The organism is Mycoplasmopsis gallinacea (assembly GCF_900660495.1).
GTDB lineage: Bacteria > Bacillota_I > Bacilli_A > Mycoplasmatales > Metamycoplasmataceae > Mycoplasmopsis > Mycoplasmopsis gallinacea.
On record NZ_LR214950.1, the window covers coordinates 177,395 to 203,783 of the forward strand.

Genomic DNA, 26,389 nt, shown 5'->3' on the forward strand with positions numbered 1-26,389 from the left:
AGGTCTCAAAGACCAAAGTTTCCCTTTTACCCATATTAATTTTGAAGTTCTTTTGCTTCTTTTCTGCGAAAGAAAAGAAAAGAAGGCCGCGTGCCAACGCAATTAATGTATTTGTAACAAAAGACTGTCATTACAAGACTATTCTTATTTAAACTGACATTTACACAAAAAATAGGTTTTATTCACATAAATTTAGTTTAGGTCGTCAATCTTGAACTTAGCATTTATCGATATTAATTTTAATTTTCTATCGCTAATATTCTTTTGTATTCATCGATTTGTTCTTTGAGTCAAAACACATATTCTTGTGTGAGTGAATTGAAACTTTTACCCTTCGGAATAAATCTTCTAATGTATCTATGAGCATTTTCAATTGAACCTTTTTGATATGAAGCATAAGGTTTACATTTAAATAATTTTTTCTTACCTACCACTTTATGAAGAAGTGTGTTTTCGCTACCATTATCTACTGTCAAAGTCTTTATTTCAAGATTGTATTTTCTTATTAACATTTTTAATGCTTTGTTAATTGATTTTGCATCTCTTTTGGTTAAAGCGATATATAACTCTCTAGTTTTACGGTCTAAAAGTGTAAAAAGAACAAACTTATCTTCTCTTTTACCTATTACTGTATCAGCTTCAAAATGCCCTTTTTCTAGCCTTAAATCCGCTTCTTCAGGTCTATATTTTAGGTCTCTAGCGTGTATCAAGGATTTTTTACCTTGCTTTAATGTAGTTTTTGTATAGCCACCTCTTGATAAATATAAAAGCGGGTCAAGAGGAAGCTTTATTCTTTGTTGCTTTAGAGCTTTGTAAATTGTGCTAAATGTAGGACAAAAAGTATCTGGATTTGTTTGTTTGAACGAGTTGACCATAAATTTCACAGACATTTTACATTTAATGTTTTTAGAGTTTTTGCTTGCTTTTTTTCTTAATTCTTTAGTTACATCGTTTCAATATTTCTTGAAGTAACTTCACTTATTTTTTTGTGATTCTGACACTATCATTAACCTTTTAGTTTTATAACTGAGTAAATGATTTGCTAATTTTCTAAAGGAGAGAAATTTAGTTATAAAAATTTTGTCTCCACAATTTTTGCAAATAAATTTATTTTTTAAGCTTTTATGATAGTCATTTTTTTCAATCATTATTGCCATTTTTTGTTTAATTGTTCTAGATTGATAACCAAAATATTTCGCTGCTTTTGATATTGAATTCAACACTAGAACTTTTAAAATAATTTCTCACATTAATAGTATAGATATTTGTTTATCTCTAAGCAATCTTTTAGAAGAAACATTTGAGTGAAGACGTTTTATCTCATCATCTGTTTCTTTTATGATAAAGTGACGTGAGTTTTCAGCATTATTTTTTACACAAATAATATTTAGTTTAGATAAATCTATCAATTTTTTCATATAATAAAAATGTGTCCTTTCTTTGCAAGCATTATTATTTTACACAATGGACACAAAAAAGTCACATGCATTAAATTTGCGTGTGACTTTTCTAATTTATAATATATTAATTAACTTTGATTAAGTTTTTCTAAAATTTCTTTCTGAATTTCCTCATTATTTAAGATGTATTCTTTTAAAGATTTTCTTCCTTGTGCAATGTTTTGATTATTGTAACTATATCAAGCACCTTTTTTAGCGAAAACCCCCATTTCAGTACCTAAATCCGCTAATTCACCAATCCGATCAATCCCCTTTGCAAAAACAATTTCACTTTGAGCTGTTTTATAAGGTGCAGACAATTTGTTTTTGACTACTTTAAATCTAACTTCATTTCCAACAAATTCTTTTCCGTCAGCTAAAACTGTACCTTTTCTAACTTCAATTCGAATGCTTGAATAAAATTTTAAAGCCCTTCCACCTGTAGTGGTTTCAGGGTTACCAAAAATTACACCAACTTTTTCTCTAATTTGGTTAATAAAAATTACAGTTGTATTATTTTTGTTTAAGCTAGCAGTTATTTTTCTAAGTGCCTTAGACATAAGGCGAGCTTGAAGTCCAATTTGTTGATCTTTCATTTCTCCTTGAAGCTCAGCTTCAGGAACTAAAGCGGCCACGCTATCTACTACTATTAAATCAATGTAACCACTTTTAGCGAGCATATCAACAATTTCAAGTGCTTGCTCACCTGAATCTGGTTGGCTCAAAATTAAATTATCAATATCTACACCTATGTTTTTAGCATAAATTGGGTCTATTGAATGCTCAGCATCAATAAAAGCTGCTATTTTCCCTAGTTTTTGTACTTCGGCTATGCAATGGAGTGATAAAGTTGTCTTTCCACAACTTTCAGGTCCATAAATCTCAATAATTCTTCCTTTTGGTATTCCATTAATTCCTAGTGCTTTATCTAAGGCATAACTACCGCTAGAGAAAGTTTCAATATCTAAAACTTTAGAATCACCCATTAGCATAATTGCTTCTTTTCCAAATTTTTTAGACACTTCATTTAGAGCGTTTTTTATAAGTTCTTTGTTTTCATCCATTAATTATCCCTCCAGTATTAATATAAGCAAAAATTCAATATAACTGGAAAGTGTACAAAATAAAAAATATATCTTTGTTTTTCCACTTTACAAGAGAAAAACCAAAGATATATTTTCAAATATTATTTACGTAAGTTAAGAGCTTCTAAACACTTGTTGTATTCTTCAAGGTTTGTTTCTTTTAAGTGTTTAAGTAAAACTTTACGTTGTGAAATTTTTGCTAAGAAACCTCTACGTGAGTGGAAGTCTTTAGGATTTACTGCAAAGTGTGATTTTAAAGATTCAATATCTTCTGTTAAAATAGCAATTTGAACAAAAGCATTTCCTGTATCTTTTGCATTTTTCCCATATTTAGCAACAAGTTCTGCTTTACGAGCTTTTGAAACCATAATTATCTCCTTTAGTTAAATTATGTTTTAAACCGAGCTTAATTTGAACATTAAACTAAGTATAAAATTTATGTTTTATTAGTGCTATCATAATAGCTTTTGTATTATATCATTTTAATTTGAGTTTTGGATTAGATTAATGAAAAAAGCTTTGATGCTTAAAAAATCTTTTTCATCAACATTATCTAACTGACTATTTGAAATAATTCTAAATTCTTTAAAGACTTGAATTAAGACATTTGTATCATTTTCAATCTTAAATTTAGGATCGAAAGAAATAAAATGATAGCTATGATCCATTTTAACATGAATTATTCCGTATATCCCAACACCATTATCAAAAAGCAGTGAAGCTCCATAAATACCAGGATGCATTTTCACTAGTTTTTCAGAAATTTTCAACTCCATTTTTTGGCTAATTGAGGCTGAAAATCCATAGTTAAAAACTAATAATTTATTGCTATCTTCAATGTTTCCATATTGAATCAATTCTTTAATTAATTTGGAACTAATTTTAACCCCATTAACTTTTAATAAATCAACAATTTCAACTTTTGAATCTAAATTATAGCAAGAAATGTCATTGCAATTACTTGAAGCATTTTTTCCAAATTTAAAGTCCTTACCTACAATTATGGTGCAAGGTAAATTTTTTGTAAGTGCATAAATAAAGCTTTCACCATTAAGCTGGGAGATTTTTTGGAAATTAAGCTCCACAATAGCATCAAATTTTAAGTCAGATAAACTTTTGTATTTGTAATTATTATCAGTAAAAATTTCACCATTAAATTTAGGCATTCCAATTTCATTATTAAATGTCACTAAGATGATTCTTTGGTTATCTTTTTTTTGCTCTAAAGCTTTTTTATATAGGTTGTAGTGGCCTAAATGAAAAGATTCAAAGGAACCAAGAATAAAAATATCATCTTTTTGCGGAGCAAAATCTTGAAATTGGTAAATTATTAAATCGTTCATTTTTAGATAATTTCAAGTTCCTTAAGTTTTAAGTAAGTACCATCATATTCACAATCAAGAGCAATATCTTTAGCTACTTCTTTAATTGGTTGTTTTGCACATTCCATTGCAACACCATAAAATGCATCTTTAAGCATTTCATAGTCATTTTCACTATCGCCAAAAGCTATTAAATTATCAAGAGATAAACCTAATTTATTTGTTAAATATGAAAGAGCATTACTTTTGTTAATTGCAATTGGTCCAACAAAAATACCTTTACTTCAAATGGCAGACACTTCCATTTGAAAGTTATTTTCTTGAATGATTTTGTTTATTTTCTCACTTACTTCATTTGGATGTTCTGTATTTAAAGTAATTACATATAAATCATCTGTACCTAAAACTTCTTTATCAAAGTCATGGTAATTATCTTTAAATGGACGAATAAATCATGAATTTAAATTGACATTAGGTGATTTATAAACCTTATTAAAATCGGTAATTGAAAACCCTCTAACATCATCTTGAATTAAACGGTAAAGTTGAATAACTTCATCTTTAATCAAGGTTTTTTTATACACAAATTCTTTGTTTTGAACATCTCAAATAAAAGTCCCATTTGCTCCGATGAAATAATCTGGGTTTAATTGTTCTAAAAAATCACCAATAGTTGCAAATTCTCTAGCTGTTGCAAGCACAGAAACAATTTTATGCTCTCTTAATTCTTGGAACATTTTTCTAATGTTATTAGAAAAACGCATATGCCCATTTGGTAATAATGTACCATCAACATCAAAAGCTGCAATTTTTACTATATCTTTTATTTTTTTCATAATAACCTCTCAGGAAATACTTTTTTCGGGTAAATTTTACCGTTTTTAAATTCACCAACGGCACAAATTAAACTGGTGCTTTTGTTAATTAATAAAACCTTTTCTAAGTTTTTCATATTAGTGGAAAATGCTTTAATTTCCCTACCAAAAGATAAATCAAGAACCTGCTTTTCATTTAAAACAAAGTTGTTTAAATCAAAAATTAAATCATAAGAAATTTCGCTATATTGTGCAGGTTCTAACTTTTCTAACTTAACTAAACCAACTGCATCTCTTTTAAGATAGCTCATTACCATTTCGGTCTTGCAAAGAGCTGCAATATCTCTTAAAAGAGAGCGAATGTAAGTTCCTTCAGAAACATCAAAAGCAAAGGTAGCTTCTTGTTTTTGATCATCAAATTCAATAAGCGAAGCATTTAATATTTCTATTTTTTGCATTTTAAGCTCTACTTCTTTATTTTCCCTTGCATATACGTAAGCTCTAACCCCATTAATTTTTTTAGCACTATATTTTGGGGGCAATTGTTCTTTAAGTTGCTTGATTTTTTCAAGAGCAATTAAAAGATTTTCCTTAGTTATTAGCACAGGATTTTCTAGTTTATGAATTTGCTCTGCATCTGTATCTAAAGTATCTGAAAAATAGCCAAATTTGCATTTTGCAACATATTTTTTATTTTTGAAGTTAATAAACTCTAAAAGCCTTGTATCTGCATCAGTAGCTACTAAAACTAATCCTTGTGCTAATGGGTCTAAAATTCCAGAATGACCTACTTTTTTAGCACCTAAGCTTCTCCCGAGTTTCCTTACTTCAGAATTTGTATAGACACCACTTTTTTTGTAATATTTATAAAACATTTCTTTACCTCGAATGTGTATTTATATTTTACAAAATTGTCGCAATATCGTTTATAAATATTCAAAAACAAAAATTTAGCTAAACAAAAAGGCACAAAAGTTAATTATTTCTCCATCTAACAATTATTTTTATATGAATAACGGAGGAGGAAAACAAAAAATGTTAATCAAAAACGAAAATAGTTCGTTTCTTTTCGGGAAAAGAGATGAGACTACTAACAAAAAACGCAAAAGAAATTTACTTTGAGCATTGCTCGGTGTTAGTGTTATTAGTTTATTAATAACACCTTTTGTAGTTACTCATTGTGCAAATGTAGAAGAAATCAAAAACAATGAAAAGAAAATTGAAACTTTGAATTGGCAAGTAGCTAAAAGAAAAAATGAAATTAACTTGCTCAAAAATGATTTGGATCACAAAAATAGGCAAATTGAGACTTTAAGTGCCAATATTGCTACCGAAAGGGAAAAGTTAATTACAGCTAAGTCAAAACTTGTAGCATTAGTCGGTAATTCAAATGAAGATTTTTATCCAAGTGCTAATGGAGAAAATGCTTCTGAAAGTTCAATTGTTGGAAACTTAAATGCCCAAATTTCTAGTTTAAAAGGCACAATTAGAGAAAAAGAAGCTAAAATTTCACGCCTTGAAAAAGACTTAAAAACTTTAAAACAAGATTATGAAAGTTTAAAACTGAAACTCAAAAATGTTGAAAAAGAAAACGTCCGGCTTTTAAATGAAATTGAAAACATTATTGCAATTAATAAACAAAAGATGGATAAATTAAATTTAGAAATTTCTCATTTACAAGGTGAAAACGAAAAGAAAATGAATATTATCAAAGAAAAAGAAACTCAAATTATTTCTCTAAATAGCAACATTTCTAATTTAAAATCAAAAATTGTGCAGCATGAAAATACAATTAAAGAAAATGAGGCTAAAATTTCTAATTTAAATTCAGAACTTAAGTTAAATAAAGAAATGTTAGTGAATTTCTTTATGGACTATCGAAGCACAATTAATGAATTACTTTTTGAAATAGATAAATTAAAAGATAGCAATAATAATTTTGTAAATAGTCTCTTTGCTAATATTAATGAAAATCTAGATCCAAACAATCCAGATTTAGCAGAAATTAGTAAGTATTCATTACCAAAAGATACATATTTAACCTTAATAAATGGTGAAAAAATCATTATCGATGAAAGTAAAGAATTATTAATTTCTTCAAGCTATGCAGCTTGAAATAGTTTAGATTTTGAAGATAAAGCTCTTCTTGATAAGTTTTTAAATTCTGAAAGCAAGGAATATAAAGAAACCTTAATCTCTGAACTAAATAGCAATAATTCACACTTTAAAAAGCATCTTAAACTTGTTAGCTTAATAAAAAACGCAATAATAAATAACACAAAAGTCTTAAATGAAAGCTTAACAAAGGTAATAGAGTTAAATAATCAAAGAGATGAAAAATTAAGAAAATACTTAAATGGTTTAATCAATAAAATTGAAGAATTAACGGGTGAAAAATACCATCCAACTCGTGATTTTGGTGTTAATGGTGAAAATGCAGAAGGAGGATTAGTTTATAAATTAAGAAGTGAGATAGTTAATTTAGAAAACATTATTGCTATTAATAAAAGCAAATTAAACGAGTATGTTGGTAGTTCAGAAACAAACTTTATCGCTGGTGAAAATGGAGAAAATGCACTTGAAAATTCTTTAGTTTATAAATTAAGACAACAAATCGAAGATAAAACTAATTTATTAAATAGCAAAGAAAGCGAGCTTTTAAACAAAAATAGTGAGCTGAAAAATAAAGCATTAGATATAAAAAGATTAGAAAAAGAAAAAGTTAGTTTAATTAGCGAAATATCAGCTAATAAAGCTGAAATTAGGCAGTTAAAAGATGTTAAAAAACAAAATGAAAAGAATATAAATGAACTTAAATCGAAAAATATTTTACTAGAAAAAGCAGGTGTTGAAAAAGATGAAAGTGTTAGAAAACTCAATCAATTATTAGCAGCTTATCTTAGTGAAATTTCTGATTTAAAAACCAAATTAAAACAGGCTAATAACAATAATGATGAAGCGCAATCAACGATTTTAGAAATGAAAAGAAAACTTAAAAAGTTAACCGGAAGTGATGATCCTGCTTTTGATGTTGGAATTAGCGGCGAAAATGCACTTGAAGGTTCATTAATTGATAAGCTAAATAAAATAATTAAAAGTAAAGAACTTTCAATTGCCAGATTGGAAAATGAATTAGAAATTGAGAAAACAAAAAGCATTGAGCTTGAAAAAATGTGGAATAAATTAAATGTAAGAGAAATTTCTAATTCATCACTTCTTTCTTCGACAAGAACCACTTTTTATCCTGAAGGGCATATATGACAAGGGATGGTAAAAAATAGATATAATACACATTTTAAAAGAATTCTTCATGGTTTTGATTCAATTGATAGTGATGCTCTTGCTTTTGATATGTATTTCAGTAAAGATGGTCAATGAAATATGAGCAAAATCTTGAGAGCATATAAAGAAAAAGATAAAACTCTTAATCCACCAACTTATTTTGCTGAATTTGTGCTTAAAAAAGATGGGTTTAAAACCAAAGCAGATATAGATCAAGAAATTGCATTATTAGAACGGAGAAAATTTGAACTATTAGAAGGGATTCAAGATCTAGAATTAGAATATTCTGATGAAGATGATATTGAGAGACTAAGAACTGAACTTAGAGAAGTAGAAAGTAAAATTGATAGAACAATTGATAAGTACTTAATTAATAGAACTGATTTTGCTTTTGGAAGCGAACTAACTGGACAAGAGCGCTTTACATTATTATTTGCAGGGATCGAACATAAAAATATTACTCTTAGCGAAATTGAAAATAACATAAGATCGTTTAATCAAGATACAAGTAATCAATTTATAAAAACTTATCGCGTAAAACAACTTGTTGCAAGTGAAAAAAGTTCCACTTTCCACTTTAGAGAAAGTGAAATTGAAATTAAATGACAACCAATTATCAAAGTTTCTAGAGATGAAAGAAAAATTATCTTTAAAACTTATGCATTGCCTCTTTATATTACAAATAGAGCAGGAAATGATAAACCTACTTCATTTACCTTATCATTATTTGAAAGAAAACCGATGCCAGATATAGAATATATCTTTGCAGACTCATGATATGAAGCTACTCATGATAGAAAAGTACCTACCACAGTTCCAAAAAGATATTTAGTTTATGATGATGATGATAGTGGAGATTCTTGAGGAAGCACCGCTGATCCAAAATGAGAAGAAAAATATGAATGAGACTTAAATTCTTTTGCTTTACGAAATATGGGAAATGTTTACTTATATGATGCAATCACTGTCCCAAAAGACTTTAACTCAATGAGTGAGCACATTCCTACTTCGATGGTTCTTCAACTTAAATAATGCTTAAAAATAAGAAAAACTTGCCTAGAAAGGGCAAGTTTGATTTTTTTACTTATTAGATTTTTTCAAGTTTCATGAATGTGTGAGAAATTGAAGCTTCTGGTCTTAAATCTTTAAGTTTTTTGTATTGTGAATCACCTGTTGCAGCAACAATTAAATGAGTATCAAGATTTTCTTCTCTCATTTTTCTTAAGTTAACTGACATAATTTTTTCACCAGCTAAAACTTTTGAGTTTAATGGTAAAGCATCTTCAAAACCAATTCCGTTAAGTTTATAGCTATCTAAACCAATTAATACAACGATTTCAGCACCAAAGTCACCTTTTAAAATGAATTGGTTTTTGTTAGCTGGAAGCATTGTTATTGTTCCGTCAAAAGGAGCAACGATGTTTATAAATCCATTAACATCTTCGCCTTCCATAATGATCGCAGCACCTTCACCAACCATTCCTTCTGAAAATACACCATCGTTTAATTCTTTAAGAGTAATTACTTTTCCACTTGTAGGAGCTTTAACTCTTCTAAGGTTAGGAATTTCTGCTTCTTCTTCCTCTTTTTTAGATTGTTCTACTACTTGTGCAATTTTTTGATGTCTGTTTTTTTTCATTTCTTTTTCGTATTCAGCTTTTAATGTTGGCACTGAGTCTTTAACTAATTTGTTAAATTCTTCAACACCTACACCGTAAACGATTTGAACGTGGTTTTGACCTTCGAAGTAAATTACATATTTGAACCCAAGATTAATAAGTTCATCTTTGTTAATTAATGACATATCTTTAACGTCATATCTTAAACGAGAAACACAGTTGTTGTATGCTAAAACGTTGTTGATTCCACCAAGAGCATCGATTAATTTTCTTACGTTAGCTGGAACTTCTACTTTGTTTTTTCTACAAAATAATTTTTTAAAGAATTCCATTTTCGCCTCCCTAATGAGTTTATAGTTATTAAATTTTATTAAAATTTAATTTTTAAAATCTTAATTCAACTTTAAATTTAAAAAAATTGTGGAATTTTTGCACAAATTTATTTGGTTGAATAAGTACCTAAAATATCAGCTTTTTTAACAATAAAACTATCTAGATTCTTAGGTAAGTTTTCGTAAATTGTTTTAGTGTTGTTCTTTTTAGCTTTTAAAGTAATGTTAATGCAATCAAATAAAATATCTGTTTTATCAATCTTGCTCGCAATTTGACCGCCAATAACAATTAATTGAATTTTAAGGTTGTCAATTAAATTCAAAATCGGCTTATCAATGGTATTAACATAAATTGAAGTTGGGATTTTATTTTCTAAATTTTCAGCAATAATTGTTTTTAATTGATCATAGTTAAAGACTGAATCGTAAGCGTACACAAGACATGAAGGTGATTTTTCATTGTGTGTGAATTGATCGTGAATAAATACTTCTTGAGATACTTTAAAAAGTGTTTTTTTAGAAACATTTGGTAATTTATTTTGGATATAAGTATATCAAGCTAATTCAAATCGAAAATTTAAGTAAGGAATGTTTTTAAAGAATTTCTCTAAACTTGGATCAAAATCTTTAGTAATGATTTTAGCAATTTGAATATCCGAAGCATTTTGTGAGTTGTAATTGATAACATTTTCAACAACAATTCCAAATTCATTCGAAGTATTTTTGCGAATGTAAGTTACATATGAATCAAGGAAATTTTTATATCGATCACTTTCAATGAAACTTTTATCCATATTGATGTAGCTTTCATAATTGCTACGGTCATTTAAAATGTTAAAAATAGAGTAATTAATTAAGTTGGAAATGTTGTTTAAATCTTGGTTTGCTGAGATTTTTCCATATTCAAAAATAGTAGCTGCAATAAATAATTTAGAAGAGACAAATGATTTGTTAATTTGGGCAATAATGTTTGAAAAATGTGTATAGTAGCCTTTGCTTTGTCTTTTCTTAGGTATCACGACAAATAAAGAATCACGGTTATAAAAGAACTTGTGTTTTTTCTCGTTTATGGCAAGCATATTGTAGATACTTGAAATATCTTCGGCAGCAATTTGGTTAATAAAATAATAAGGTTTGAGTGCAAAAGCAAGCACGTAATTACTTTCAGAATTGGTTTTGAGTTCTTGCAGGTTATTTTTAAAATAAGGGAGCACAATTCGATTGTCAAAAACTTTTTTACGGTTTCATTTAATTGAACAAATGTAATTTCCATTACCCACGTTATTAATGGTTAAAAAGTAAGGCTCATGTTTTTTTAATGTTGTATCAAGTCTGATAACAATTCGTTCAAATAAAGTTAAATTTTTGCTATTGTAAAAATTGTTATTAAATTCGATTTCAAGCTCTTTTTGATCCTTTGGATTGTCGATGTATTCGCTAATGATATCCTTAGTTTTTTTATCAAAGAACTTGTAAAATTCACTAAGTTCAATGTATGAATATTGGTTGAATTTAGTTTTCTTGCTATCAAAAATAATTGAGAAAAAATGATACTTTGCACTTAATCTTAACGCCCTTTTGTTGATGTTGTCAATTTTAAAAAGAATGATTCCAGATGAAGAACGCAAGTAAAAGAAAAATAAGGTAGCTATGAAAATAGATACCATTATTAAGAATGCAAAAATCGAAAGCAAAATAATTAAAAGCATTAGTTTGAGATCACTTTAATTGAAGGGTGTTCCTTATTAAGTGTTCTTTCCTTTCCGTCTTTAATAAATGAAACAACTATATCTTGTCCAATTACTTCAAGAACTTCACCTTCACCAAATGCAATATGGCTAATGATGTCTCCTTTAATAATTTTGCTATTTTGAACTGTTTTTGATGAACTATCATCATCTTTGTTTTTAAAATCTGTATATAAAATGGTTTTGTTAATATCAATACCCATTTCTTCAATGAAACGAGAAGGTTTTTTATCTTCGTTTGTAGTAATTAATTTTCCCCTACTATCACTAATGAAAAGTTGTTTTTTAGCTCTTGTAACGGCCACATAAGCTAATCTTCTTTCTTCTTCAATTAGATCATCTTCAGCATTATTAAGTGGGCTAAATTCACTAAGGCCTTCTTCGTGAATAATTGATTTTGAAGTTGGGAAAATTCCTTCAGTAAGACCTACTAAAAAGACATTGTCAAATTCAAGACCTTTAGAAGCATGAATCGTCATAAGTGAAACGTAATTGTTAATGCTATCACTATCATCAGTAACTGATAAAAGAGACACCATATTAAGGTAATCTTGAACTCCCTTACCTTTGTTATTTTTCTCTCAGTTATCAATTGAGTTAATCAATTCTCTAACGTTATCAGCAGCTGATCCACGAAGGTTTTTGTTATTTTCAATGTATTTGTAATAGTTAATACTTTCTAAGAAAGTGTTTAATGTAACACTAATTTTGTTAGACTCTAAAGCTTTTTTGTATTTTAAAATCTCTTGGACAAATGGGAAAATTGACTTAGCAATTAAAGTTTTAGGCACTGGAAGATCTTTAATGTGTTTATAAATTGCGGTCATTAAAGAAATACCTTTAGATTTTGCAAATTCTTTAATTTTAGCAAGATATTTTTCACCAATTCCACGATTTGGTACATTAATAATTCTTTCAAGCGCTACTTCGTTGCCATCAAACATTACTCTTAAAAAAGCAATAGCATCTTTAATTTCTGATCTTTGGAAGAACTTAGTTCCATTAAAAATTTTGTGATTAATATTTTCGTTAATTAAAGCTTCCTCAAAAGGACGTGAGTAGTAATTAGCACGGTATAAAATAGCGATATTTTTAAGTTGAGTTTTTTGTTTTTTAAGCTCATTAATTTTTTGGACTACTCATCTAGCTTCGGCTTCAACATTAAATCCGTGGTAAAATTCAATTTCGACACCTTCTTCATTGTTAGTTACTAAATCTTTATTAAACCGGTTTTTATTGTTTTTAATTAATTTATTAGCTGCTCTTAAAATAACTTTAGTAGAACGGTAGTTGGTATCAAGCACGATTGTTTTAGCATCAGGAAACTCTTTGTCAAAATTTAAAATTAAATTAACATCAACCCCTCTTCAGTTGTAAATGGTTTGGTCTGGATCTCCAACGATTGTTAAGTGAGTATTTGCCCCAACAATTTTACGAATAATGTCATATTGAATTTGTGAAGTATCTTGAAACTCGTCAATTAAAATATATGAAAAGTATTTTTGATATTCTTTAGCTACATCTGATCTTACATCAAAAAGAATGTTAGTGTTGATAATTAAATCATCAAAATCTAAAGATCCTTTAGTTGCAAGTTCATTAAGGTATTCTTGGTAAATTTTAGGAATAAGATCTGAATCAGTATCATTAAGATTTTCTTGCATTTCTTTCATATTGTAGTGATTATTTTTAGCTCAAGTGATGTATTGGATCATATTTTTATAACTAATTTCATTAGTTGAAACATCTAATCTTTTGTAAATATCAGCAAGAATTTGTTTTTTGTCAAGTTCATCAATAATTAAGAAGTTTTTTTTATAACCAATTTTGTCAATATGGCTTCTTAAAATTCAAGAACAAAATGAGTGGAAAGTAAAAATATGCACTTTTCCACTTGAAGTATCTTGGATATATTTGTTAATTCTATCACTCATTTCATTGCTTGCTTTGTTAGTGAAAGTAACAGCAAGAATTTTACTTGGACTAATTCCAAGATCATTAACAAGATAAGAAACTTTTCTTGTTAATACTTTTGTTTTACCACTTCCAGCACCTGCGATGATCCTTAAATTTGTATCAAAATACACCACAGCTTCTTTTTGTGATTCATTTAAATCTGATAACAAATCAATTTTTTTGGTAATCATATGTTTCCCTTTCTTTTTTTGATAGCTTGTAGCTAAAATTTATCAACTTGATAATAAACAATGTTGCGGTATTTTTTATAAAATGGATAAATTGGAATATCTTGAATTTTTTTACTCTCTTGCACTATTTTTCAATTAACAACTCTAGTTCCGCTTATAACTTCACTAACCCCATTTCGCTTTGAATTTTTAATAATGATGATGTAATTCACTGCCATAATCACAAATCAAATTGAGATAAAGTATCCAATTACATTTTTGAAAACATTCAGGATGCTTAAAGTGTTGTCGCTTTCTTTAATATTTCCCATTTCTGATAATTGTAAGGGGCTAAAAAAGATAACACTAATTAAGAAGATCAAAATTCAAACATAACAACCAACGATGTTACGTTTTAAAAATGATAGAACTTTAAATTTTTTATTAGAGTTATCGATTATTTTAATGCGAAAAACAAGCATCATTAATGTTTTTCCTTTAGTGATTATTGGTGTTAGTAAATAATAAGCACTAATAAGTAAAATAATTAATAAAATTGGTAGCTTAATATTATAAAAATTTGGTGTAAAACTTTCTTTGTCAGAGCTAGTTGCAAAAAAGACAATTAGAGCTGAAAAAGAAAAAACAATCACGAAATCTAAAAAGTTAGATAAAAATCTTTTTCAAAAAGGAGCGTTTTCGTACATATTATTTCTTATTCTAATGAACTTAATATTTTGCTTTGTTTATTTTTTCAATTGTTTTTAAGTGCTTTAACTTCGTTATTAACAACGTTCATATATAAATTCGAAGCTGTAAAAACCTGGAATTCATTATTTGATTCAAGTTCCTGGATTAATTTAAAGTGCTTATCAATTAAAAGTTGACTTCTTTTTTCAGAGATTTCATTTTTCTCTGATCAAATGTTTTTATAGGCAAAAGTTGTTCCTGATAAAATCCCTGAAAGAATTAATTTTAAAAAGTAATACTTAGCATATGTTAATTCTTGAGTTAATTTAATGTTGCTATTTTTAAGATATGAAATTAAAAGGTTGAAGGTTCTTAAAAAGTGATTTGACACAAGTCATACATCAGAACCTAAGTTTTCCTTAAAGATACGATAATCTAAATAAATGTATTTTTTAGCTTCGAACATTAACATATACATAACTTCAAGACAAAACTTAGTATCATTTTTATTTTCAACTTTGTACTTCATTAATTTTTTAGCAAGGCTTGTTTTAAATACTTTGTTAAATATCATCGGGAATGTATAGGCAAGAATTTGTTGGTTATTAGCAATTTTCATTTCTTTCTCTGCTTCAAGTCTTTTGGCTGGTTTTCATTTAATTGAACCAATGATTCTTGGCTTGAATTCAATAACATCAGCTGATTGTTCTTTAACTGCTTTAATTAAGGTGCTTATGTGATATCTTTTCAAGTTAGTTGTTGAATTTAAAACAGTGAAATAATCACCTTTAATGACACGGAAAGCACTAATTAAATTATGCTGGAAGTTGTTAATTTTTGAATTGTAAATTACCACAAGCCTTGTTCCAAAAAAGCTTTTGTAGCTCTGGAGCACCTTAAAGATTTTTTTAGCTTCAGTTTTTTTATTTAAGCAAATAATTACTTCAAAATCTTGGTTATCCTGGCTCTGCAATGATTTTAAAAATGTATCAACTGTTTTTTCGTTTGTATTATCAAGCGAGATTAACGAAATGGTCATTTTGCTCCTTTTAAGTTAAAAAATAAATTTGCTATAAATTTAGATAACTTATAGCCTTAAAATATATATTAAAATTTTACCATATTTGCCACCTGTTACTTTGCTTTTGTATATAATGAATATTTAAAGTGTTAATTTTCCAGGACAAATGACAGAAAATATTTTTATGCTACATAACATTAACAAATTCAAAATTATCTATATAATATGATTTATGAAAACATTAGGTATAATAATTGACTCTTTTAGTGGAATTACACAAAAAGAAGCACAAAAACAAGGTTTTTATTTCTTACCTTTACAAATTGAAATTAATGGAAAAGTTTATGAAGATGGCATTGATTCAACTGAAAATCTTTTAGAAAAATTACTTACAGCTAATACTTTCTTAACTTCACTTCCAAGACTTGATCGAATTGAAACTTCAATTACTGAAGCTTCAGAAAAATTTGATGAGGTAATTTACCTTGGGATTAATGAAAATCTTTCTTCAGCTTCAAGATATGCTAAAACCATTGCTCAAAACTTTAAAAATGTTCATATTTTTGATAACCATTTAGTTGGAAGTCAAATTACAAAAGTTGCAAATTTTGCACTTGAACATTTCAAAAAGCACCAAAATATTGATCAATTACTTAGCGAAATGAACCAAATTAATCAAGAATCATTAACTTTCCTTGTCCCAACTAATTTAAATTACATGATTAAAGGTGGGCGTTTAACAGGTGTTAAAAAATTCATTATGACTAAAATTGCAATGATTCCAGTTCTTGAGTACAAAGAAAATGGTACCGTATCACCGGTAGCTCTTAAAAGAACATTTGCAGGTGCGCTCCAAAAAATCACTGAAAAATTAGTGAAAATTAAGGATTCTTTTGACATTTCCCTTATTTGCGGAATTGATCAAAAAAATAATGATACAGTCAATAAAATAGTGCAAGAAAACGATATTAAGCTTGATACTGTTCAAAAAACACCAATGACAATTGCAATTCATACTGGACCTGAAGCTGTTGCTTTAATTGCAATGCCAAAACTTGCATTAAAATAATTATTTAGAATGTAGAATTTAGTTTCTACATTTTTATTTTGAAGCGAATTTATTAAAATATAACTAGGAGAAATAAATGATTGAACAAAAAGAATTTGAAGTTATTAAAAAGTTTGTAATTAAGCATTTTAAGTATTTTAAGGAACCATTTATTATTAACTTTTATTATCAATTTGGGTATCAAAACTTATTTAACAAAACTTTAGCAGACAAAAATCTCAAAACCATTTCTGAGATCTCAAATAATTACGAATTGATTATAAACGAAAATAGCAATAGCCCACTTTTATATAACTCTAAAGGTGAACTTACACCTTTAGGACATAAATATAACCGTTTTTTTAAAGTAGTTAACATTTTAGAACATAGCAAAAAATATGGTTATTTTAATGTAAATGATAATTCACCTTATATTGATCTTAATTTTGAAATTATTGACGCTGGATTTGGATTTATGTTGCCAGAATTAGTGCATGAACAAATTTTAAATGAAATTCTTAGCTATAACAAAATTGATCATTTAAAATGAATTTTAAGCAACTATTTTAGTTTAAACACAAACTTTAATTTATTTAAGCAAGGTCTAGATTTTGATAATTCAAAAATGCCTAAATTTGTGGATAAAGAAGAAAAAGAGTTAATCACTTCTTTAATTGATAAACTTATATAAAAACACCCTTCCTAATTATTAAGGAAAGGTGTTTTTATATAAAGTTAATTAGCTCTCAAAATGATAATTATTCTTTTCTAAAAGGTAAAGTGTTTAAAATTCTTTTATTTTTATAAGCCCTTCTTCTATTTGTTAAATATATAGCAAAATAAAATATCGTAGAAAAGTAAACTAGAGGAAAAAAGAATTGGCAAAAAATTATAGGAATTTGAATTAAACTATAAACTGAAGAAGGGACTTCTCATTTAATGATTTTAAAATTAAGATTGAATATCCAAAACATAACATAGGATAAAATTAATACCAAAATTAAAATAAAAACAGAAAATATTATTAAAAATAATTTGTTTTTATATTGCTTTGTATTGTCAATTTCATCATTTTTATATTTTCTTCGATAACTATAATGGAATAAACTAGATAAAATAAAAGATAGAAACGACACAAGCACACAAATAGTGTTGAAAACTTTTGAAAATATTTTAGAATCATTATCTGTTCAAGTATAAGCAGATACGGCCATTAAAAAGAACGTAGATAAAAGAAAAGAAGAAATTAGTGCAAAAAATAACGCATTAACATATTTGTGTTTAGAAGTTGGGTAAAAAATAAATTCAATACCAAGCATTTCAAACCCCCATTCTCATAAGTAATTTTCTTATGAAACTATATAAATACATAAATAAAATATCTTAATTTGATTTTATCTAAATCTTGACTGAATTATTATTTATAAAAATAATTACCATTTTTACTTAGATAAATAACAATTTTTATACAAGGAATTAAAAGCGGCGGTGAGCACTGTCTCTAAATGGGTGTTATAGATATCTAAAATAACAAAAAACCTTTCCTACTTTGTAGGAAAGGACTTAATTAAATTATTTTTATCACTATCAAGTAAATTAAAAATGAAAGAATTGAAATGATAAGTAAAATGCTTAAAATAGCAAAGACATACACAACTTTAGAACGAAAGTATTTAGCTTTTTGCTCTGGTGTAAATTTATTCTCTTCAATAATTTCTTCAGCTAATTTTTGCTTGTATTTTAAAGGTTGTTTTTCAATCGTTTCAATGTCAATTGACATTGTTTTACTTAGTGTATCTTGATCAATAAAATCAAAATTTTTGTTTTGGTTATGTTTCATAAAAATTATTTTGATTCTCTAATAATAGGTCAAATTTTTCTTACGTATAAAAATCCAGAAAAGACGCTAAAACCAGCAGCAACTAATAAAGGAATCGAAACTATAAAAGGAGCTCAGCTTTGTGCATTTTTGTGAAAGTATGTAATTTTTTCAATATTAAATGAGAAAACAAGTTGATAAATGAAAACAATAATAATTCCAGCAGTCATAATTAATGTTTTTAATTTACCTCAAAGTGAAGCTTCAACGCTGATGTTATTTTTAGCCATTGTAACTCTTGAACCATCAACAATTAAATCTCTAATTACAAAAATTAAAACTATTCAAAAAGGAACGTAGTTCATTACTGCAAAATAAATAAGTGTTAAGGTTGTAATAATTTTATCCGCAAGTGGATCTCATAATTTACCAAATTCAGTTACTTGATTGTTTTTTCTTGCTAAATACCCATCAAGAAAATCAGTTACCATTGCACCAATAAAGAAAAGAAGAATAACAATATCAATTGCACCTATTTTTGTGTATAAACCATTTAATGAATATGTAGTTATTAATGCATCAAAATTAACGTTAGAATTTTCTACACCTTTCATATATGACCATCAAAATCCATCTGATGTTCTCAAGATATAAATATTTGCAATCATTAAAAAAATCATTGGTATAAAAAGAGCAATTCTAAGCAAGGTTAATTTATTTGGTAGATTTAATTCTTTGAGAAATCTCATTTTCATACTCCTCGTTAATATCGCTAATAATTTTATCCATATCTCTTATTTCTAAAACATAATTTTCTGGTAAGTTTTTGAAAGCTTTTTCGAAATATTTAATTTCATTTGCTTGCTTGTTTGCTCAAAGATTTGATTTGTTGTCTTTTAAAGCTACATAATTAATTAAGAAATCTTTATATTTTGGTTCATTTGTGATGTATGTTTTAAATGAATCGCTAGCAGCATAATTTTTTAAGATATTATGTGCGCTTAAAGTGATATCACTCATTTTGTATTTACCAATACTTACTTCAAAATTATCAAGTTGTTCTTGGTTTAATCTAATGAGTTGATTTACTTTAATAACAATTTCACGGTGAAAAACTTCACCTTCATTTTTTAAAAGCTCAGCAGCTTCTTTAATTTTTTTTCTTTGAATTTTTTCTTTAATAAATGAATAAATGAAAAATCCAATTAAAAGGGCTAAAAAGACCCCTAGAATAATTCATATTACAGCATTGTCTAAACCTAAATTCATTTCTGTCCTTTCTATTTTTTCAATTTAATTGATCATTTACCTTCTTTTTCAATGGCAAATTCTTTCATAATTAAATCAAGTTCTTCTTCTGTATAGTTTTTACCTTCTTTGATTGCATTATGTAAGAAAGCGCTATATCCTTTAAAATCAAAGGTAGTTCTAGGCTCTGATTTTTTATAAGTAATTCTTCCACCATTTGAAAGTGGTTCATCAACTTCAATTTCAATATCTTTAAATTCTTGTTTAAGAAGTTTATTAAGCTCAGATACTTCTTTTTTAGATTCAAGTAAATCTTCAGCGAGCAACTTGATTTTTTCTATATCAACTGTGTTCATATTTGTTCCTTACTTTATTTAAAATTACTATGATATTGGTGCTATTGCCTGATGGAAAACTCCGGATTTAGACCCAATATATAAGAATAAAATGTTTATTCCAAAGAAAATTAAAGTTGAAACTGCATCTGAAAGAGTGGCAAGAATTGGCGCAGACATAACTGCAGGATCTTTTTTAAATTTGATAGCTAAAATTGGGATAATTGTACCTAAAAACTTAGATAAAATAACAACTAAAAATAATGAAAGTGAGCTAGCTAAAATTACGAAAATAATTGGAACTCATTGAGTATTATCTTTAAAAATCGCAAAATAGATAAATAGCCGAATGACATTCACGATAAATAAAATAACTCCAATGACTGCTCCAACTGCAATTTCTTTACCAATAACACGTTTAAGGTCTTTATCTTCAATTTCACCTAGCGCACTAGCCCGGGTAATTGTGGTTGAAGATTGTGAACCGGCATTACCAGCACTACCGCTAATAATTGGGATTAACGAAACAATAACTGCAGTAGAAATTCCAGCATTAAACATTGCGATCATATTTTCACTTAAATCGGTGAATTTTTGGATGATATACTGGCTAATTGTAGCTGAAATCATCAAAATAATTAATCAGAAAACTCTGGATTTAACAATTTTTAAAACTGAAGTTTTTAAGTATCCTTCTTCTGAACCTTCTGGGTTAATCCCAGCAAGTTTATACATATCTTCAGTAGCTTCTTCTTGAATAACGTCAATAACATCATCGGAAGTAATCATCCCAATTAAAAAGTTATCTTTTGAAACAACTGGTAAGGTTGAACGGTCATGTTCAGAGAAGATTTGCGCTGCATCTTCTTTATCGTCATAAGGGTGCACAGTAGCAACTACTGTATAAAGATCTTCTAAAAGATCATCTTCATCATTGTTAAACACAAGTTCTTCAAGCGTAATTGAACCTAAGAAAATTCCTTTTTCATCAGTGATGTAGAAGCTGTGGCTCATTTCAGCATTTTTCTTATAATCACGCTTGATTTGTCTAAGTGCTTTTTTACAAGTTCAATTAGACTTAAGAATGGAAATATCCACGCTCATAATGCTTCCTACTTGATCATCTGAATAAGTTAGGATGCTATTAACTTTTTCTCTTTTTTCCTGGGTTGCTTCAGCTAAAATCTTTCTAGTTAAATTCACTGGAAGATCTTCAAGCAAATCAGCAAGTTCATCAGATTGAAGTTCTTGAATAATTTCCATCCCTCATTCTTCGGTAAATGAGTGCACTAACTTAGTTTTAGCATCATCTTCAAGGTATGAAAACACTTCGGCTGCAATATCAGTTTTTAAGGTTCTAAAGCAAAAAAGCTGAATTTTTAAATCAAGACTTTCAAGGGCTTGAGCTAAATCAGCAATAGGGTATTCTTCGAAAAATTCTCTAAGTAAACGGATTGATTTATTATCAACAAGTTGTTTAATTTTAGCTTGCAAGAAATCAATTGAATATTCTTGCTCATCTAAAACTTGTTTATCTTTGTCAAAATCAGCCATTTAATTAATCCTTAAGGTATTTTATAAGTTCTTCTTGGAATTCTTCGATTTTTACTTCAGTGTGTAAATCACCCCTAATTAAAATTACTTTTCCGGTTTCTTCAGAAACAACGATTGTAGTTGCGTCACATTGCTCTGAAATTCCAAATGCAGCACGGTGTCTTGAACCATAGCTATTTTTTAAACTCTTACGTGTGATTTTGTAAAAAGTAGCTGCGTAATAAATTTTGTTATCACGAATTACTACAGCTCCATCATGAAGCGGAGAGTTTTTATTAAAAATAGCAATTAAAAGAGCGCTTGAAATATTGGCATTTAAAACGATCCCATCAGTTCTAAGGTTGTCAATATTATCATTGTTTTCAATGGTAATTAAAGCACCTACTCTTCTTCTTGAAAGGTTTTCAACAGTTTCTCTTAGTTGGTTAATAAGACGAATCTGACTACTTCTACCTAATTTATCGTATTTAGATTTAGTAAATTTATTGGTGATGAAATTGGTTATGTATGGATATAAAGTGATTGAAAGCAATGCAACTAAAAGGATAACCACAAAAATTAATAATGTAATAATAGTTTGATGCATTATACTCAGAATTTAATATTGTAGGCAATAAGAGTTAAACCTACAATCACAAAAACAGTTGCGATAGCACCTAAGATATTAAAGAATAAATCTTTTTTATATCAAGGTAACATTTTTTGATATTCTTTGTGGCCTTGTTCACTTTTTTCTGCTTCAGCTTCAGCTCGATCAAGTTCGATCTCTCTTTTTCTTACTTCAATTAAATCCAATTTTTCTTTTTCAGATTCTTTATTCATCTTACACCTCCTTTTTACAAAAAAAATAACCCTTTTTATGGCCTATTTTCTTGGCAATTTATAGTAAAAAATAAACATGTATATGTTTATTTATATTATAAATTAAAAAAATTATTTTTAAAAATTTAATTTAGCGCAACTTGTTTTATTTTAGTCTATTTTTTACCTTAAAATCACTTCAAGCAAGCTTTAAAATGTCACTAACAGACTTTTTACTAATTAAGCACATAGCGCGTGAAATAGGTACAAATTTAGCTTTTAAAAGTTCACTTTTTAAATATTTTGGTTCGCTATTTCCGTTGTAGTTTGCTAAAAAATAAACTACAATTTTGCTTTTACCACTTGGCAAAATGTAGCTATTTGAATATTGATATTTTGTATCAATATCAATACCTATAAGTGAGACTTCTTCTTTCACTTCTCTAATTGCAGTTTCTAACTCATTTTCACCAGCTTCCATATGACCTTTAGGGAAACCTCAATCTTTATTAATTTGCTTAATTAAAAGAACTTTTCATTGCTTTTGAAACTTTTTAAAAATAATTGCACCGCAAGATTTTTCATCGTATTTTTTCATTTCTTTATTATAGATTTTTTTGACTTTTTTATCCCTATAAAAAGTCAAAAAATGAACTTATTAAACGGTGGTAAATTATTTAATGATATAATGAATTAAAGTTTTTAAAGGAGTAAAAATGATTGTAGCAGTTAGTGGAATGATATCTTCAGGAAAAAGTACTTTAGTGAAGCAATTGGCTCAAAAATGTGGTGTAAACAACTTAATTTTAGATGAGTATGATGCAAAAGATTTTGTTTTTGAAAACCTTTTAAATTGATTTTTACAACACAAACCTAATGTTGGATTAAGTTTTGATATTTATGTTATTGATAGCCATGTAGAACGGGTACATCAAATCCGTAAAAAAATGGTTAAAAATAATCTTGAAAATAGTTTTATTTTCCTTGATCGCTTTCCACTTGAACATTGCATTTTTGCTTTTGTGGATTTTGGTTATATGCAAGATAAAAAATACTTGCAAGTGTATAAAGCAGGTCTAAATGAATTAATTACTCCTGAATCTTTACCTGATTTTGTGATTTATTTAGATATGGATTTTGAGACCTTTAAAAAACGTCTTTTTAAAAGAAATCGACCAGCAGAAGTAAATAATTGAAGCAAGAACATTACTTACTGAGAAAAGCTTCATAGCATTTACAAAAAAGAGTTTATTAAAATGTGTGAGGAATTTAACGTTCAGTACCAAATTATAGATACAAACGGTAAAAGTGAAGAAGATGTTTTCTTGCAAGCGCAAAAAATAATTAATGATGTAAAAAATCAAAGAGGTAAAAATGAAAATAGCAATTAGCGGAATGATTTCTTCAGGAAAAAGCACATTAGTTAATCATTTAGCATCTCATTTCAAAAAAATAGCTCCTTCAGATTCTTTAAAAGAATTTAAAGAAGATGATGAAGTTTTTAACAATCTTTTAAAATGACATCTAGAACATATTCCTAACGTGACATTAGCTTTTGAAACTTACGTTTTAGATTCACATATTAGTGAATTAGAAATTAAAGAAGCGAACTTAAAAGGTAAATATGAACAGTATTATATCTTTTTGGATCGCTTTTCAGTAGAACATATTATATTTAGTCAAATTGCGTTTGAGCCTAATTCTAGGCAATGAAAAGCTTATCAAAAGATAGCTAATAGTTTAATTAATGCTAACAATATTCCTGACTTTGTAATCTTTTTAGATTTAGATTTTCAAACCTTTAAAAAGCGGATTTTTGCTCGAAATCGGGAAGCTGAAATAGCTAATTGAGAAACTAATGAAGCTTATTACAAAAAGCTTCATAGCAACTATAAAGATAACTTTATTTCTTTATGTAACCAGTATCAAGTGCGCTATGAAATTATTGATACTAATGAACTTAATGAAGAAGAGGTTTTAAAAAAGGCAATTGCGCTCATTGATGCTTTTGAGCTTAAAAAATAGGTATAAAAAACTATCACAAGTCTTTGTGATAGTTTTAATTTCTAATTATTGTTTGCTAATTGTGATAATTTGAAAATTGATTTTTTGCTTAATGTCATAGCTCAAACAAGAGCAAAGTGAATTAAGTAAGGAATTGATTGTAAAATTGGATGTACAAAGATTCCATTTGAATTGATGTTGTTAAATTGGTTTGAACCTGGAGAGATAAAGCTCATTACATAAGATACGATGTGGCTTGTTTGATTATTATATGAATTATCAATTAAAAGAGTAAGACCTGCTCAAGCCATTTGTAATCCCATTCACACTAAAAGAAATACTAAAAGTCATTTCATGCTGTTAATTCTTCTGATAAAGAAAATAGCTACTAAATATAAATAAATTGCTCTAAATGTGAAAAGGTAAGCTGAACCAAGAATTTTTGAATCATCATCTAAGCTATTATAAGCTTGAAAATCCACTGGTCAGTTTGTGCTATAAACCACAGCAAGCATAATGTAGTGTAAAAGTAAGAATCAACCAAGGATTACACCGGTAAGACCAACAATGTATCCTTGTGATAATTTTTCTTTAGTTTTAAGGTAATGACCTACAAAAACAAGGGTAGCAGTAACTAAAAATAAAATAAGGAATGAAATAAGACCAGGAAAATCTTGCATTGCAAATAAATTATTTTTAAATGCTACTGATGAAGTAAATTGCTCATTGTTTTTAAAGTGATCAACTGTATCTACAAACACCTTAAAATCAATAAAAATAAATAAATATAAAGCACTTAAGATTAATGATGCAAGAATAACTCATTTGTAAACATTAAAGGCATGAAGTACTTTTTTAAAAGTTAAATTGTTCATATTTATCACCTTTCTTTATTTGATAAACTTTTTGTCCATTACACCGATGTAGTTAAGGTTTCTAAGTTTTTCTTGGTAATCAAGTCCAAACCCAACTAAGAAAGCATTTTCTACTTCAAAACCAAATTTATCAGCTTTTAAATCCACCTTACGGTTATATGGTTTATCCATTAAAGTAAGGATTCTAAGCGATTTTGGATGTCTTTCTAAAAGCATTTTTTTGATTTTATCAAGCGTAATTCCGCTATCAATGATATCCTCAATAATTAACACATCTTTATTTTCAATATCATTGTCTAAGTCCATAATAATTTTAACACTACCGCTAGAAGCATGTGAACCGCTATAGCTGCTTGCAATCATAAAATCAAGCACATGATCTACATCAATGTCTTTTATTAACTGAGCTAAAAATGGGACAGATCCTTTTAAAAGCCCAACTAAAATAAGATCTTTACTATCTTTATAAGTTTCATTTACTCACTTTGCACATTCTTTGATTTTGCTTTCAATAAAACTTTGGTCATATAAAACTTTTTCAACTCAAGGGTGTTTACTTTGCACTATTTCTCCCTTTTTTGTAAGCATCAAGAAGCTCTAAAGCTTTCTCAAAAACCTGCTCTTCGTTTAAAATGTTTGTATCGATAATTTCGTATTTAATGTTGTATTTAGTAGCAATTTTAATGAATGTTTTTTTGTAAGTATTATAAAGGACTTGGAAGTAATCTTTGTTTTTTTCTCAGTTGTTAATTTCAACTTCTCTTCCTCTTTCAAAAATCCTCTTTTTAAAATTTTCAAAAGAAACATCTAAAAAGATTGCGAATTCAGGCACATCATGCTCGCTTACTAAATTGTTAAAAAGAGCATCGTAAGAGCGAATAACTTTTTTAGGCAAATGGCTTAAATTTACTTTGGCAAAAACGTAATGCTCTGCACTAAAACGATCTAAGAAGATAAAGTCGCTATCTTCTTTTAATTTCTTTTCATTAAAAAGTTTTACAGTATCACTAACACAAGCAATATGCTTTGAAACGACATAAGCTTGGAATGCTAAGTCCAAATTTTCTTTTCTTTCATAAAATCAGTTAAGCATTTGATTAAAGACATCATCATCTTCCATAAATTCATCTAATAAAATTGAATTTTCTTTAAAATGATGCGCAAGTTTTTTGGATAGTGTACTTTTTCCACTACTTATCATTCCAGATATTCCGATCAGCATATTA

Annotated in this window: 28 protein-coding genes; 5 read left to right on the forward strand and 23 right to left on the reverse strand. The window is 27.7% G+C overall.

The window, feature by feature from the left end; all coding sequences use genetic code 4:
* Positions 1-239: 239 nt before the first annotated feature.
* From EXC51_RS00555 to EXC51_RS00580, 6 genes are all read right to left on the reverse strand, one after another.
* A complete protein-coding gene (locus EXC51_RS00555; RefSeq protein WP_129620037.1) occupies positions 240-1,418 on the reverse strand; it encodes an IS30 family transposase in 1,179 nt (392 codons plus the stop codon).
* 110 nt (positions 1,419-1,528) lie between these two features.
* The gene (gene recA, locus EXC51_RS00560) at positions 1,529-2,503 is read right to left on the reverse strand and encodes a recombinase RecA (protein WP_129620038.1); all 975 of its coding nucleotides are present in this window, start codon (positions 2,501-2,503) and stop codon (positions 1,529-1,531) included.
* Between the two features lie 122 nt (positions 2,504-2,625).
* Positions 2,626-2,892: a 30S ribosomal protein S15 gene (rpsO, locus tag EXC51_RS00565; RefSeq protein ID WP_129620039.1), complete on the reverse strand. Its 267-nt coding sequence runs from the start codon at positions 2,890-2,892 to the stop codon at positions 2,626-2,628.
* 114 nt (positions 2,893-3,006) lie between these two features.
* On the reverse strand, positions 3,007-3,867 hold the full coding sequence (locus EXC51_RS00570; RefSeq protein ID WP_129620040.1) for an FAD synthase: 861 nt from the start codon (positions 3,865-3,867) through the stop codon (positions 3,007-3,009).
* Positions 3,868-3,869: 2 nt separating this feature from the next.
* Entirely contained in the window at positions 3,870-4,682 is an 813-nt protein-coding gene (locus EXC51_RS00575; protein WP_129620041.1) for a YcsE-related riboflavin metabolism phosphatase, read from the reverse strand.
* A complete protein-coding gene (locus tag EXC51_RS00580; RefSeq protein WP_129620042.1) occupies positions 4,670-5,536 on the reverse strand; it encodes a pseudouridine synthase family protein in 867 nt (288 codons plus the stop codon). Before EXC51_RS00580 ends, EXC51_RS00575 begins: the two co-directional genes overlap by 13 nt.
* Positions 5,537-5,669: 133 nt before the next feature.
* Between EXC51_RS00580 and EXC51_RS00585 the strand changes: the two genes are divergently transcribed.
* Positions 5,670-8,975, forward strand: a complete 3,306-nt coding sequence (locus EXC51_RS00585) for a coiled-coil domain-containing protein (RefSeq protein WP_129620043.1) — start codon at positions 5,670-5,672, stop codon at positions 8,973-8,975.
* Positions 8,976-9,030: 55 nt separating this feature from the next.
* On the opposite strand, the gene EXC51_RS00590 is transcribed toward EXC51_RS00585, so the two are convergent.
* The 5 genes from EXC51_RS00590 to EXC51_RS00610 form a co-directional block, all read right to left on the reverse strand.
* Positions 9,031-9,894, reverse strand: a complete 864-nt coding sequence (locus tag EXC51_RS00590) for a PTS glucose transporter subunit IIA (protein ID WP_129620044.1) — start codon at positions 9,892-9,894, stop codon at positions 9,031-9,033.
* Positions 9,895-10,001: 107 nt separating this feature from the next.
* Positions 10,002-11,603 (reverse strand): MHO_4530 family protein, encoded by a 1,602-nt coding sequence (locus tag EXC51_RS00595; protein ID WP_129620045.1) that lies wholly within the window; start codon positions 11,601-11,603, stop codon positions 10,002-10,004.
* Positions 11,603-13,789 carry an ATP-dependent helicase gene (locus EXC51_RS00600; RefSeq protein WP_129620046.1) on the reverse strand — a complete coding sequence of 729 codons (2,187 nt, stop codon included), beginning with the start codon at positions 13,787-13,789 and terminating at the stop codon, positions 11,603-11,605. The genes EXC51_RS00595 and EXC51_RS00600 overlap by 1 nt, the downstream gene beginning before the upstream one ends.
* A gap of 32 nt (positions 13,790-13,821) precedes the next feature.
* Positions 13,822-14,475, reverse strand: a complete 654-nt coding sequence (locus EXC51_RS00605) for an RDD family protein (protein WP_129620047.1) — start codon at positions 14,473-14,475, stop codon at positions 13,822-13,824.
* An 8-nt stretch (positions 14,476-14,483) separates the two neighbouring features.
* Complete coding sequence (locus EXC51_RS00610) at positions 14,484-15,497, reverse strand: glycosyltransferase (protein ID WP_129620048.1); 1,014 nt, start codon at positions 15,495-15,497, stop codon at positions 14,484-14,486.
* A 214-nt stretch (positions 15,498-15,711) separates the two neighbouring features.
* Here EXC51_RS00610 and EXC51_RS00615 point away from each other — a divergent pair, with 214 nt between their 5' ends.
* Both EXC51_RS00615 and EXC51_RS00620 read left to right on the forward strand, forming a co-directional pair.
* On the forward strand, positions 15,712-16,548 hold the full coding sequence (locus EXC51_RS00615; RefSeq protein WP_129620049.1) for a DegV family protein: 837 nt from the start codon (positions 15,712-15,714) through the stop codon (positions 16,546-16,548).
* A 76-nt stretch (positions 16,549-16,624) separates the two neighbouring features.
* The gene (locus EXC51_RS00620) at positions 16,625-17,218 is read left to right on the forward strand and encodes a hypothetical protein (protein ID WP_129620050.1); all 594 of its coding nucleotides are present in this window, start codon (positions 16,625-16,627) and stop codon (positions 17,216-17,218) included.
* A gap of 67 nt (positions 17,219-17,285) precedes the next feature.
* Here the strand turns inward: EXC51_RS00620 and EXC51_RS00625 are convergent, their stop codons facing one another.
* The 9 genes from EXC51_RS00625 to EXC51_RS00665 all read right to left on the reverse strand — a co-directional run bounded on the left by EXC51_RS00625 (position 17,286) and on the right by EXC51_RS00665 (position 22,882).
* Positions 17,286-17,846 (reverse strand): hypothetical protein, encoded by a 561-nt coding sequence (locus EXC51_RS00625; protein ID WP_129620051.1) that lies wholly within the window; start codon positions 17,844-17,846, stop codon positions 17,286-17,288.
* 248 nt (positions 17,847-18,094) lie between these two features.
* The gene (locus EXC51_RS00630; protein ID WP_129620052.1) at positions 18,095-18,367 is read right to left on the reverse strand and encodes a hypothetical protein; all 273 of its coding nucleotides are present in this window, start codon (positions 18,365-18,367) and stop codon (positions 18,095-18,097) included.
* A 5-nt stretch (positions 18,368-18,372) separates the two neighbouring features.
* Positions 18,373-19,095, reverse strand: a complete 723-nt coding sequence (pgsA, locus tag EXC51_RS00635; RefSeq protein WP_223211642.1) for a CDP-diacylglycerol--glycerol-3-phosphate 3-phosphatidyltransferase — start codon at positions 19,093-19,095, stop codon at positions 18,373-18,375.
* Positions 19,061-19,615, reverse strand: coding sequence for an MHJ_0274 family protein (locus EXC51_RS00640; protein WP_129620053.1), 555 nt, complete (start codon positions 19,613-19,615; stop codon positions 19,061-19,063). The genes pgsA and EXC51_RS00640 overlap by 35 nt, the downstream gene beginning before the upstream one ends.
* 11 nt (positions 19,616-19,626) lie before the next feature.
* Positions 19,627-19,950, reverse strand: coding sequence for a hypothetical protein (locus tag EXC51_RS00645; protein ID WP_129620054.1), 324 nt, complete (start codon positions 19,948-19,950; stop codon positions 19,627-19,629).
* Between the two features lie 27 nt (positions 19,951-19,977).
* Entirely contained in the window at positions 19,978-21,483 is a 1,506-nt protein-coding gene (mgtE, locus tag EXC51_RS00650) for a magnesium transporter (protein WP_129620055.1), read from the reverse strand.
* A gap of 4 nt (positions 21,484-21,487) precedes the next feature.
* Entirely contained in the window at positions 21,488-22,069 is a 582-nt protein-coding gene (locus tag EXC51_RS00655) for a diadenylate cyclase (protein ID WP_129620056.1), read from the reverse strand.
* Positions 22,069-22,305 (reverse strand): hypothetical protein, encoded by a 237-nt coding sequence (locus EXC51_RS00660; RefSeq protein ID WP_129620057.1) that lies wholly within the window; start codon positions 22,303-22,305, stop codon positions 22,069-22,071. The genes EXC51_RS00655 and EXC51_RS00660 overlap by 1 nt, the downstream gene beginning before the upstream one ends.
* Before the next feature lie 145 nt (positions 22,306-22,450).
* Positions 22,451-22,882, reverse strand: a complete 432-nt coding sequence (locus tag EXC51_RS00665) for a bis(5'-nucleosyl)-tetraphosphatase (protein ID WP_129620058.1) — start codon at positions 22,880-22,882, stop codon at positions 22,451-22,453.
* A 118-nt stretch (positions 22,883-23,000) separates the two neighbouring features.
* Between EXC51_RS00665 and EXC51_RS00670 the strand changes: the two genes are divergently transcribed.
* Positions 23,001-23,675, forward strand: a complete 675-nt coding sequence (locus tag EXC51_RS00670; protein WP_129620653.1) for a deoxynucleoside kinase — start codon at positions 23,001-23,003, stop codon at positions 23,673-23,675.
* Positions 23,659-24,309, forward strand: coding sequence for a deoxynucleoside kinase (locus tag EXC51_RS00675; protein ID WP_129620059.1), 651 nt, complete (start codon positions 23,659-23,661; stop codon positions 24,307-24,309). Before EXC51_RS00670 ends, EXC51_RS00675 begins: the two co-directional genes overlap by 17 nt.
* 41 nt (positions 24,310-24,350) lie before the next feature.
* On the opposite strand, the gene EXC51_RS00680 is transcribed toward EXC51_RS00675, so the two are convergent.
* The 3 genes from EXC51_RS00680 to EXC51_RS00690 are packed head-to-tail and all read right to left on the reverse strand — an operon-like array spanning position 24,351 to position 26,385.
* Positions 24,351-25,163, reverse strand: coding sequence for a hypothetical protein (locus EXC51_RS00680; protein ID WP_129620060.1), 813 nt, complete (start codon positions 25,161-25,163; stop codon positions 24,351-24,353).
* 15 nt (positions 25,164-25,178) lie between these two features.
* Complete coding sequence (hpt, locus tag EXC51_RS00685; protein ID WP_223211643.1) at positions 25,179-25,727, reverse strand: hypoxanthine phosphoribosyltransferase; 549 nt, start codon at positions 25,725-25,727, stop codon at positions 25,179-25,181.
* Complete coding sequence (locus EXC51_RS00690; RefSeq protein WP_129620062.1) at positions 25,717-26,385, reverse strand: deoxynucleoside kinase; 669 nt, start codon at positions 26,383-26,385, stop codon at positions 25,717-25,719. The genes hpt and EXC51_RS00690 overlap by 11 nt, the downstream gene beginning before the upstream one ends.
* Between the last annotated feature and the right edge of the window lie 4 nt (positions 26,386-26,389).